The organism is Pseudomonas sp. RW10S2 (genome assembly GCF_014268985.1).
GTDB lineage: Bacteria > Pseudomonadota > Gammaproteobacteria > Pseudomonadales > Pseudomonadaceae > Aquipseudomonas > Aquipseudomonas wayambapalatensis.
Window position 1 is genome coordinate 1 of the sequence record NZ_JABWRO010000152.1, and the last position, 11729, is coordinate 11729.

9 protein-coding genes are annotated in these 11729 nt (G+C 63.5%); 3 read left to right on the top strand and 6 right to left on the bottom strand.

Annotated features, from left to right (window positions below; translation table 11 throughout):
* Positions 1 to 36: 36 nt before the first annotated feature.
* The 5 genes from pcaF to pcaR all read right to left on the bottom strand — a co-directional run bounded on the left by pcaF (position 37) and on the right by pcaR (position 5708).
* Entirely contained in the window at positions 37 to 1242 is a 1206-nt protein-coding gene (gene pcaF, locus HU729_RS23300) for a 3-oxoadipyl-CoA thiolase (RefSeq protein WP_186711678.1), read from the bottom strand.
* Positions 1239 to 2018, bottom strand: coding sequence for a CoA-transferase subunit beta (locus HU729_RS23305; protein ID WP_186667289.1), 780 nt, complete (start codon positions 2016 to 2018; stop codon positions 1239 to 1241). The genes pcaF and HU729_RS23305 overlap by 4 nt, the downstream gene beginning before the upstream one ends.
* Entirely contained in the window at positions 2015 to 2863 is an 849-nt protein-coding gene (locus tag HU729_RS23310; protein ID WP_186667290.1) for a CoA transferase subunit A, read from the bottom strand. Before HU729_RS23310 ends, HU729_RS23305 begins: the two co-directional genes overlap by 4 nt.
* Before the next feature lie 327 nt (positions 2864 to 3190).
* Positions 3191 to 4537 carry an MFS transporter gene (locus tag HU729_RS23315; RefSeq protein WP_186711676.1) on the bottom strand — a complete coding sequence of 449 codons (1347 nt, stop codon included), beginning with the start codon at positions 4535 to 4537 and terminating at the stop codon, positions 3191 to 3193.
* A 301-nt stretch (positions 4538 to 4838) separates the two neighbouring features.
* Positions 4839 to 5708: a pca regulon transcriptional regulator PcaR gene (gene pcaR, locus HU729_RS23320; protein ID WP_186667291.1), complete on the bottom strand. Its 870-nt coding sequence runs from the start codon at positions 5706 to 5708 to the stop codon at positions 4839 to 4841.
* Positions 5709 to 6123: 415 nt separating this feature from the next.
* Between pcaR and HU729_RS23325 the strand changes: the two genes are divergently transcribed.
* Complete coding sequence (locus tag HU729_RS23325; protein ID WP_081255307.1) at positions 6124 to 6324, top strand: hypothetical protein; 201 nt, start codon at positions 6124 to 6126, stop codon at positions 6322 to 6324.
* Between the two features lie 315 nt (positions 6325 to 6639).
* A complete protein-coding gene (locus HU729_RS23330) occupies positions 6640 to 8112 on the top strand; it encodes an inorganic phosphate transporter (RefSeq protein WP_186667292.1) in 1473 nt (490 codons plus the stop codon).
* Positions 8113 to 8170: 58 nt separating this feature from the next.
* Here HU729_RS23330 and HU729_RS23335 read toward each other — a convergent pair whose 3' ends face one another.
* The gene (locus tag HU729_RS23335) at positions 8171 to 9646 is read right to left on the bottom strand and encodes a helicase HerA-like domain-containing protein (protein WP_186711677.1); all 1476 of its coding nucleotides are present in this window, start codon (positions 9644 to 9646) and stop codon (positions 8171 to 8173) included.
* A gap of 170 nt (positions 9647 to 9816) precedes the next feature.
* On the opposite strand from HU729_RS23335, the gene HU729_RS23340 reads away from it, so the two are divergent.
* A complete protein-coding gene (locus HU729_RS23340; protein ID WP_186667294.1) occupies positions 9817 to 11691 on the top strand; it encodes a methyl-accepting chemotaxis protein in 1875 nt (624 codons plus the stop codon).
* Positions 11692 to 11729: the final 38 nt, after the last annotated feature.

The following is an 11729-nucleotide window of genomic DNA, read 5'->3' on the forward strand; positions in this document are numbered from 1 at the left end:
TAGGAGCGGGCTTGCCCGCGAAGAGGCCGGCACAGGTCAAACCCGTTCGATGGCCAGCGCCAACCCCTGCCCCACGCCGACACACATGGTCGCCAGGCCCTTGCGCCCGCCGCTCTTCTCCAGCTGGTGAAGCGCGGTCAGCACCAGCCGCGCGCCGCTCATGCCCAGGGGATGCCCCAGGGCAATTGCTCCGCCGTTCGGGTTCACCTGCGGTGCATCGTCCGCCACGCCCAGCTCGCGCAGAACCGCCAGACCCTGGCTGGCAAAGGCTTCGTTGAGTTCGATCACATCGAAATCAGCCACGGCGATACCCAGGCGCTCGGTCAGCTTGCGCACCGCGGGCACCGGGCCAATGCCCATCACCCGCGGCGCCACGCCGGCACTGGCCATCCCCAGGACACGGACACGTGGGGTCAGGCCGTGTTTCTTCACGGCATCGGCCGAGGCCAGGATCAGCGCCGCCGCGCCATCGTTCACCCCCGACGCATTGCCAGCGGTGACGGTCTTGTCCGCGCCATTGACCGGCTTGAGCCTGGCCAGCGCTTCCAGGGTGGTGTCCGGGCGCAGGTGCTCATCCTGCTCGATCAGGGTTTCGCCCTTCTTGTGGACAATGCGCACCGGCACGATCTCTTCGGCGAAGAAACCTGCTGCCTGGGCAGCGGCGGCCTTCTGCTGGCTGCGCAGGGCGAAGGCGTCCTGGTCGGCACGCGAGACCTGGTGATCGTCGGCAACGTTGTCGGCGGTCTCAGGCATGGCATCGACACCGTACTGGGCCTTCATCAACGGGTTGATGAAGCGCCAGCCGATGGTGGTGTCTTCAAGCTTCATGTTGCGCGAATAGCCACTCTCGGCCTTGCCCATCACGAACGGCGCCCGCGACATCGACTCGACGCCACCGGCGATGGCCAGCTCCATCTCGCCACTGGCGATGGCGCGAAACGCCGTGCCGACCGCATCCATGCCCGAGGCGCAGAGGCGGTTGAGGGTCACGCCGGGAATGCTCTCGGGCAGGCCCGCCAGCAGCAGCGCCATGCGCGCGACGTTGCGGTTATCCTCGCCGGCCTGGTTGGCACAGCCGAGAAACACTTCGTCGAGCTGATCCCAGCGAACCTGCGGGTTGCGCTCGACCAGCGCCTTGAGCGGCACCGCCGCCAGGTCGTCGGCACGCACACCGGCCAAGGCGCCGCCGAAACGGCCAATCGGGGTGCGGATGGCGTCGCAGATGAATACGTCACGCATCAGGCTTCTCCTGCGCTCTGGCCATGGGCTGCCGCAGTACGGGCTTCAAGATCACGCAGGGCGGCCAATTCCGTCTCGCTCGGCTCGGCAGTGACCTGCACGTCATCGGCAAAACGAATCGCCCAGCCGGTGGCGGCGACGATCTGTTCGCGGGTCACGCCCGGATGGATGGAGGTCACCACGAATTCGTGGGTGCCGGCTTCCGGCTCCATGATGCACAGGTCGGTGATGATGCCCACCGGCCCCTCGCCGGGCAGGCCCAGGCGCTTGCGCGAATCGCCGCCCTCGCCGTGCCCGACCGAGGTGATGAAGTCGAGCTTGTCGACGAAAGCGCGCGGCGACTGCTTGAGGATGATCAGCACCTGCTTGGCGGAGCCTGCGATCTCTGGCGCACCGCCGGCACCCGGCAGGCGGGTCTTGGGCGCGTGGTAGTCACCGACCACGGTGGTGTTGATGTTGCCGAAGCGGTCGACCTGGGCGGCACCGAGGAAGCCTACGTCGATACGGCCGCCCTGCAGCCAGTAGCGGAAGATCTCGCCGGTCGGCACCACGGTGTCAGCGGTCTCGGCCAGCTCGCCATCGCCGATCGACAGCGGCAGCACACTCGGTTTGGCACCGATCGGACCAGACTCATAGATCAGCACCACATCGGGCGACGAGGTCAGGCGCGCCAGGTTGGCGGCCTTGGACGGCAGGCCGATCCCCACGAAGCAGACGGCGCCGTTACGCAGGCGACGGGCCGCGGCCACGGTCATCATTTCGGAGGTGGAATAGCTCATTGTGCAGCCTCCAGCTTGCGCTTGAATTCGGTGAAGTCGGTGGTGCCGCGAATGTAGGTGTCGATCCAGGCAGTGAAGGATTCACGGTTGCGCGCGATCGGGTCCCAGGCCTGGTAGAAGCGGTTGTCACGCTCGTAGTAGCCATGGGCGTAGGACGGATGCGCACCGCCCGGCACCAGGCACACCGCGCTGAGCGCCCAGGTCGGCAGTACGCAGGCATTCATCGGCGCCTGCAGGTCGTCGACGATTTCCTCCACGGTGACGATGCAGCGCTTGGCGGCCAGGGCCGCTTCCTTCTGCACCCCGAGGATGCCCCACAGCAGCACGTTGCCCTTGCGGTCGGCTTTCTGTGCGTGGATCACGGTGACGTCCGGGCGAACCGAAGGCACGGCAGCCAGCACTTCGCCCGTGAACGGGCAAGTGACCGACTTGATCAGCGGGTTGACCTTGGGCAGGTCGGAGCCGGCGTAGGCACGCAGTACCGCGAACGGCAGGCCGGAGGCGCCGGCAACGTAGGCGTTGGCCAGGTCAGCGTGGCTGTGTTCTTCGATCTCGATCGCGTGCGGCCACTGTTTCTCTACCGCGTCGCGCAGGCGATGCAGCGAGCCGACCCCCGGATTGCCGCCCCACGAGAAGATCAGCTTGCGCGCACAACCGGCACCGATCAGTTGGTCGTAGATCAGGTCCGGGGTCATGCGTACCAGCGTGAGGTCGCGTTTGCCCTGGCGGATGATTTCGTGACCGGCGGCGGTCGGAATCAGGTGGGTGAAACCTTCGAGGGCAACGCTGTCGCCGTCGTGGACGAACTGCTTCACGGCATCATGAAGCGAGAGGATTGCTGCCATTGGAGACTCCTGGTCAGGCTGAGTCGGGTTTGAGTGCAGCGTCGCTGCGATGGGCTCAGATTAAGGAGACCGGGGGTGGGGAAACAATCCGATAATCGACCTTTTGTGCGGTTATCGAACGGTTTGAATGAGGGATCGCTGATAACTGGCGGTGACCTTTTCGCGGGCAAGCCCGCTCCCACCAGGGAGCAACTGTCTTGCTCAAACCTAAAGGCCAGCCCAATCCCTGGACTGCCCCCAAGGGTTGGATTTGTGTCCAACTTCTTGGGGGCAGTCCACCCCTGTGGGAGCGGGCTTGCCCGCGAAAAGGTCACCACCCATGCTCGATCAGGTGGCGTCAGCGTGACTCACCAAGCCTTTGACGATCACCCCGACGGTCGCCAGCGCCGCCGGCACCAGGAGCGCAGTCAGCACCTGCTCGAAGGTCCAGCCCAGCCCCAGCAGCGTCGCCCCGCTCCAGGCCCCGAGAATCGCGCCGAAACGGCCGATGCCGAGCATCCACGACACCCCTGTGGCACGGCCCTGGGTCGGATAGAAGCGCGCCGCCAGCGACGGCATCGCCGACTGCGCCCCGTTCACGCACATCCCCGCGACCAGCACCAGAATGGCCAGCAGGGTGATGTTGCCCAGGCTTTGACCCACCGCGTAGGCAAACACCCCGGCCAGCAGGTAGAAGATGCCGATGACCTTGTGTGGATTGAAGCGGTCCATCGCCCAGCCTACCGCCACGGCGCTGAGTACGCCGCCGAACTGGAACAGCGCACCGATGAAGGCCGCCGTTTCAAGGCTGGCGCCACTGTCGCGCATCAGCGTCGGCAACCAACTGGTCAGCAGGTAGACGATCACCAGCCCCATGAAATAGGTCAGCCACAGCAACACAGTGCCCAGGCCGTAGGTGCCGGAGAAGATGACCGCGAAGACATTGCGCGCAGCCACGGCTTTCTGCTCCGGTACGCTGAAGCTCGCGGCCTGGGCTACCACGGCCGGAGCGATCGGGGCGAGCGTCTTGCGCACCTTGTCGGTGCCGCGATTGCGCACTACCAGAAAACGCGCCGACTCTGGCAACCACACCAGCAGCACCACCGCCAGCAGCAACGGCAGCACGCCGCCCAGCACCAGCAGACTGTGCCAGCCGTAGGCCGGGATCAGCTTGGCAGAGATGAAGCCACCGCCGGCCATGCCCAGGTTGAAGCCACAGAACATGCTGGTCACCAGCAGCGACTTCAAACGCTCCGGGGTGTATTCAGACAGCAAAGTCGTGGCATTGGGCATGCCAGCTCCCAGGCCAAGGCCGGTCAGGAAGCGCAGCACCAGTAGTTGATCGACATTGCTGGCGTACGCCGACGCCAGGCTGAAGCCGCCGAACACCAGTACCGCGCCGACCAGTACACCTTTGCGACCGAAGCGGTCGGCCAGCGGCCCGGAACCCAAGGCGCCGAAGACCATGCCGATCAGCGCGGCGCTCATCACCGGGCCGAGGCTGGCGCGGTCGATGCCCCACTCCTGGGACAGCGCCGGAGCGATGAACCCCATCGCTGCGGTGTCCAGGCCATCGAGGAAGACAATCAGGAAGCACAGGATCACGACCCGCCATTGATAGCGGGACAGCGGCTGGTCGTTGATGAACGACTGTACATCGATGCAATTGCCGACAGCAGTTTGCGGTTTGTTCATTGTTGTTATCCAGAAGATGGGCGCGGGTACACCGCTGCGACAAGTAAGGCGCAGGGCTGGAGAAACCAGTACGGGCGTTGAAATCAGCTGGGTAACGATGCAACTGCGCAAGGCAGCGAAGGGACAGTGGTCATGGGCTTGTCTCGTGTTGTTATTGTCCGGTCGGCAGCGCCGACCGTTGCGAGAAACATTAATCAGCGCCTGCGGCGGGCGCAATTCACGAGGAGCGACATTGTGCGTTTATCGCACAAGAATGGTTTTACCGCTTATCTACCTGCCGGAACGGCGCGCTACCCGGCGCTCAACCGAACAACTGGTGGCAAAGATCACGGCTGGCCGCCAGCAGGATGGGCAAGAAGCGCTGTTCCAGTTCATTGCGCGTCACCCGTCCAACGTGAGTGCTGACATTCAGTGCTGCCAGCACTTGCCCTGACGCGTCGTAGATCGGCACGGCGATCGAACGCAATCCCTGCTCCAGCTCCTGGTCGACCACACACCAGCCTTGGGCGCGCACCTGCTGGATGCAGGCGAACAGCGACTCGGGATCATGCAAGGTGCGGCTGGTCCGGGCCTTGAGATCAGCGCGCTCGAAATACTCGCGCAGGCTGGTGTCGTCCAGTGCCGCCAGCAGAATCCGGCCCATGGAGGTGCAATACGCCGGCAGGCGCCCGCCCACCGACAGGTCCACCGAAATCAGGCGCTCCACCGTCGCCGAGCGGGCGATGTAGAGAATGTCGTCGCCTTCTAGGGTCGCCATGTTCGCCGCTTCGTGCAGTTGCTCGCTGATACGGTCCAGGTAGGGCTGGGCCGAGACGGCCAGCGGCGTCGAGGAGAGGTAGGCGTGCCCCAGCGTCAGCACTTTGGGCAACAGCGAATACGTGCGCCCGTCGGAGGTGGCGTAACCGAGCTTGATCAGGGTATGCAGGCAACGGCGCACAGCGGCGCGGGGGATTTCCGTGCGGTGGCTGATCTGGGCAATGGTCAGGTGGCGCTTGCGCTCCTGGAAGGCCTGGATCACCGCCAGGCCCCGGGCCAGAGAGGTCATGAAGTCGGGGTCGCCGGTAAACGCCTGGATGCGCTTGGCCGGCGATGCGACGATCGGCGGGGCCAGGGAGGGCGTGACGGCACGCTGCGGATCGCTGGGCGTGGAAGCGTTGGTTTCATCGTTCATCGGCAGACCTCAAAAAAAACGGCGCTTCGTGCGATTATCGAACAAGCGGCCGATAATCGCAATTGACCGCCGACACGTTTGCTTATACCTTTCTCATGCCCTTGTGGCTTCTTTGGAGAGACTGGTCAGGTACCCACCGTAGAAGACTAAAGGCAGCGGCCTCGCTTACCAGCGAGGCCGTTTTCATTTCTGCACTGTTTATCCGAACTTTACTCGGTACGTCGCCTCCAACTTCCCAAGTACAACGGGTCAACTTTCCATTGCACAATCAGGCTCGAGTAAAGGCCGTGGCCATTGCTGATTCGACGGTTATAATTCGGCGCTCAGGTCTGTACGCACGATGGGAAAGGGATCCACACGCACCGCGTGGTACAGCCCTGTACCGAGAACCTCTTCAATTTATCAGGTCGATACTGTGACGAAAGATGAACTGCGCGCCGAACTCGAGCGCCAGGCAGAACGTTACAAGGATGTTTATGGTGGTGAAGTCACCACCTATGCTGCCCAACCGGAACCGGAACGCAAACCCTGGCGCAAACGTGCCAGCCTCCTTGACCAAGCCTTCTCCGAGGAACTGGAAAAGATGGAAAAGGAACGGCGCCCCGAAGAGCCTTGAGCCTCGGGGCCTGATCGCAGCGCGCCACGGTGCTGAACGCCCTGGCGCCACGCGTTCTTATGCCGCAGCCGATGATGAAATGGAATTACACAAATTTCATACGCCCGTTTTAATCTTGAAAAACCCTTCTTTTAATCGCCAATTCGCGGTATTTAACCGGAATTAACGCTTTTTTGTTCGTCGATTCCGCCTCGTTCCCTACCGACGAACCGTCGTGGCAGCAGTAGAAAAGCTGCCATCTGTCTGTCACGGGTGCATCGATTGCCATGGTTTTCTGGCATAATCCGGCCCCCCTACGACCGCCAGAAAACCTTCATGATCGATTTATTCAGCGGACTGGATGCCTGGGTAGCCGTGAGCCTGGTGCTCGCCCTCACCTTCGTGCTCGCATTCGAGTTCATCAATGGCTTTCATGACACCGCCAACGCGGTAGCCACCGTCATCTATACCAAAGCCATGCCGCCGCACCTGGCCGTGTTCTTCTCGGGTGTGTTCAACTTCCTCGGGGTTCTGCTCGGCGGTGTCGGGGTGGCCTATGCCATCGTGCACCTGCTGCCGGTCGAGCTGCTGATCAACGTGAACACCGGGCACGGCCTGGCCATGGTCTTCTCCCTGCTCGCCGCCGCCATTACCTGGAACTTGGGCACCTGGTACTTCGGTATCCCGGCGTCCAGCTCGCACACCCTGATCGGCTCGATTCTCGGGGTTGGCCTGGCCAACGCGCTGCTCAGCGACATCCCGCTGGGTGACGGCGTGAACTGGCAGAAAGCGATCGACATCGCCATGTCGCTGGTGGTCTCGCCGATGGCCGGCTTCGCCGTCGCCGCACTGGTGCTGATTGGCCTGAAATGGTGGCGCCCGCTGTCGAAGATGCACAAGACCCCCGAACAGCGCCGCAAGCTCGACGACAAGAAGCATCCGCCCTTCTGGAACCGCCTGGTGCTGGTGATCTCGGCCATGGGCGTGAGCTTCGTGCACGGCTCCAACGACGGCCAGAAAGGCATCGGCCTGATCATGCTGGTGCTGATCGGTATCGTCCCGGCCAAGTTCGTGCTCGACCTGAACAGCACCACCTACCAGATCGAGCGTACCCGCGACGCCACCCTGCACATGAGCCAGTTCTACCAGCGCAATGCCGCCACGCTTGGCGAGTTCCTGGCGCTGGGCAAGGCCAAGTCGACCGACCTGCCGGAGCAGTTCAGCTGCAACCCGCAACAGACCGAGCCGACCATTGCCGCGCTGCAGACCTCGCTCCAGGGCGTGACCGACTACCGCGACCTGAGCGCCGAACAGCGTGTGGAAGTACGTCGTTACCTGCTGTGCCTGGACGACACCGCGAAGAAGGTCGGGAAGCTGCCAGGGCTGGATGGCCGCGAGAAGGCCGACCTGGAAAAACTGCGCAAGGACCTGACCGCAACCACCGAATACGCCCCGTTCTGGGTGATCGTCGCCGTCGCCCTGGCCTTGGGCCTGGGCACGATGGTCGGTTGGAAGCGTGTGGTACTGACTGTCGGCGAGAAGATCGGCAAGCAAGGCATGACCTACGCCCAGGGCATGTCGGCACAGATCACCGCGGCTTGCGCGATCGGCATGGCCAACGTGTTCAGCCTGCCGGTCTCGACCACCCACGTACTGTCGTCGGGTGTTGCCGGTACCATGGTCGCCAACAAGAGCGGCCTGCAAGGCGGCACGGTGAAGACCATCCTGCTGGCCTGGGTACTGACCCTGCCAGCCTCGATGGGCTTGGCGGCCGGCCTGTTCTGGCTTGCCTCCAAAGCAATCGGCTGACACCTGCAGCATTGAAGAAGGCGCCCGCGACGGCGCCTTTTTCATGCCTTGGGAAAACTCAGCGCTTCTTGCCCCCCAGCAACGACCCCATCAAGCCCCGCACCAGTTGCCTGCCCAGCTGGTTGGCGGCCTGGCGTACCGCCGACTTGATCGCCTGCCCTGCCGCGCTCTGCAAGAACTCTCCCGCCTTGTCAGCCAGACTGTCCGTCTCAACCTTGGGCTGAGGCACCGGCTCCACCGGCTCGCCCTTGCGCCGGGTCAGCAGCTCGTAGGCAGACTCACGGTCGATGGGTTTGTCATAGCGCCCCGCCAGGGGCGATGCCGAGATCAGTGCACTGCGCTCCGCCGTGGTCAGCGGGCCGATCCGCGATTGCGGCGGTGCTACCAGCACGCGCTGGACGATCTCTGGCGTCCCCTTGTCCTGCAAGGTGCCCACCAACGCCTCGCCGATCCCCAACTCGGTGAGCACCGCCAGGGTATCGAACGCTGGATTGGGACGAAAACCGTCAGCCACGGCCCTGAGCGACTTCTGCTCCTTGGCGGTGAAGGCCCGCAGCCCATGCTGGATACGCAAGCCCAACTGCGCAAGCACCGCATCGGGCAGGTCGCCCGGGGACTGGGTGACGAAATACACCCCCACCCCCTTGGAACGGATCAACCTCACCACCTGCTCCAGACGATCCTGCAGGGCTTTGGGAGTGCCGTTGAACAGCAGGTGCGCTTCGTCGAAAAACAACGCCAGCACTGGCTTGTCGGCGTCGCCGCGCTCCGGCAGTTGCTCGAACAGCTCGGCCAGCAGCCACAGGAGGAAGGTCGCATAGACCTTCGGCGCCTCATGTACCAGGCGGCTGGCGTCAAGCAGGTGGATACGCCCGCGACCATCGCCATCGACCCGCAGCAGATCTTCCAGTTGCAGCGCCGGCTCACCGAACAACGCCTCGGCCCCCTGCTGCTCCAGCGTTGCCAGGCGTCGCTGCAAGGCCTGGGTCGAAGCGGTGGTCATCAGTGCGCTGTCCTCGCCCAGCAACTGCGGGTTGTCCTTCAGATGCCCAAGCAACGCCTTGAGGTCTTTCAGGTCGAGCAGCAACAGGCCCTCGCGGTCGGCAACCTTGAACGCCGCATAGAGCGCCGCCTGCTGGCTGTCGGTCAGTTCAAGCAGGTTGCCCAGCAGCAGCGGGCCCATTTCGCTGAGAGTAGTGCGCAACGGATGACCACTCTGCCCGGCGATATCCCACAGGCTCACCGGATAGGCCTTGGGCTGGTGGGCGAGCCACGGCATCCCGGCAATGCGTTCTGCCACCTTGCCCTGGGGCGAACCCGCCGCCCCCAGGCCACACAGGTCTCCTTTCACGTCTGCGGCGAACACCGCCACCCCCGCGTCGCTGAACACCTCGGCCAGACGCTGCAGGGTCACGGTCTTGCCGGTGCCGGTCGCTCCGGCGACCAGTCCATGGCGGTTGGCCAAGCGCATGGCTTGACCGACCGGCAAGCCGTCTAGACCGGCACCTACAACGATTTGCGAAGAATCCGACATCTTATTTCATCCTCTTCTCAAGCTTTGCCTAAAAGCGGCCGATATGCAGAGGCGATATTGACCCGAAATACAGGAAACAACCGACCAAGGCTCCAACCGGATTGTTGCACTGTTTTCTGCTGTGCTTCGTGCGAGCGACCCGATAAAACCTTAGCGGACCCGACGACGTCATGAACAAAAGCCTTCGTTTCAGCCACAAGATTCTCTTGGCGGCCTCTCTGATCGTGATACTGGCCTTCGCGCTGTTCACCTTGTACAACGACTATCTCCAGCGTAATGCCATTCGCGCCAATCTGGAGAGTTACCTGGCAGAAATGGGCCAGTCCACTTCCACCACGATCCGCAACCTGTTCGAAGGGCGGATCCGGCTGGTGGAAAACCTTGCGCAGAATATCGCCCAGCATCCGGCCGATGCCGAAACCCTGATGGGCCAACAGGCGCTGATCTCCAGCTTCCTCACGGTCTACCTGGGCAAGGTCGACGGCGGCTTCAGCGTGCGCCCCGACAGCAAGATGCCCGACGGCTACGACCCGCGCGTACGCCCCTGGTACAAGGACGGGATGGCCGCCAGCGGTCCCCTTCTCACCGAGCCCTACATCGACATGACCACCAACAAGATGGTCATCGGCATCCTCGACAAGGTCTCCAGCGATGTCGGCGTGGTCGGCGGCGACCTGGCGCTGGACGGCCTGGTACAGATCATCGACTCGCTGAACTTCGGCGGCATGGGTTACGCGTTCCTGGTCAACGACCAGGGCAAGATCCTGGTGCACCCGGACAATGCCCTGGTGATGAAATCGCTGTCGGAGGCCTTCCCGCAGAACACCCCGAAACTGTCTCGCGAGCTGACCGAAGTGCAGGTCGACGGCAAGGCGCGCCTGCTCACCTTCACCCCCATCAAAGGCCTGCCTTCGGCCAACTGGTACATCGGCCTGTCGGTGGACAAGGACAAGGCCTTCAGCATGCTCAGCACCTTCCGCAACTCGGCGGTGATTGCCACGCTGGTGGCGGTGGTGATCATCATCGCCCTGCTCGGCCTGCTGATCCGCATACTGATGCAACCGCTGCACACCATGACCCGCGCCATGGAAGACATCGCCGAAGGCGAAGGCGACCTGACCAAGCGCCTGAACATCCACAACCATGACGAGTTCGGTGTGCTCGGCAGCGCATTCAACCGCTTCGTCGAACGGGTGCACAGCTCGATTCGCGAAGTCTCCTCGGCCACCGAGCAGGTCAACGAAGTGGCGCTGCGGGTGGTCAGCGCCTCCAACTCCTCGATGCTCAACTCCGACGAGCAGGCCAACCGCACCAACAGCGTCGCGGCGGCCATCAACGAGCTGGGCGCCGCGGCCCAGGAAATCGCCGGCAATGCCGCACAAGCCTCGCAACATGCCAGCTCCGCGCGATTGCTCGCCGAAGAGGGGCAGCAAGTGGTCGAGCACAATATCCAGGCGATGAACCGCCTGTCGGCACTGATCGTCAGTTCCAGCGCGCATATCGAGGCCCTCAACGACAAGACCGTCAACATCGGCCAGATCCTCGAGGTCATCACCAGCATCTCCCAGCAGACCAACCTGCTGGCGCTCAACGCGGCCATCGAGGCCGCCCGCGCCGGTGAGGCCGGCCGCGGCTTCGCGGTGGTGGCCGACGAGGTGCGCAACCTCGCCCACCGTACCCAGGAGTCGGCGCAGCAGGTCCAGGGGATGATCGAAGAGTTGCAGGTCGGCGCCCGCACTTCGGTCGAGACCATGGACCAGAGTCAACGCCACAGTCAGGACGGCGTGCAGATCGCCAACCAGGCCGGCGAGCGCTTGGGCAGTGTGACCCAGCGCATTGGCGAGATCGACGGCATGAACCAGTCGGTGGCCACCGCCACCGAGGAACAGACCTCGGTGGTGGAGTCGATCAACATGGACATCAACGAAATAAACACCCTCAACCAGGAAGGCGTGGAAAACCTGCAGGCCACCCTGCGCGCTTGCTCCGACCTGGAACAGCAGGCCGCGCGCCTCAAGCAACTGGTGGGCAGTTTCCGTATCTGACGCCTGAGGGCTGTGCAGCACCTGTGGGAGCGGCGGGG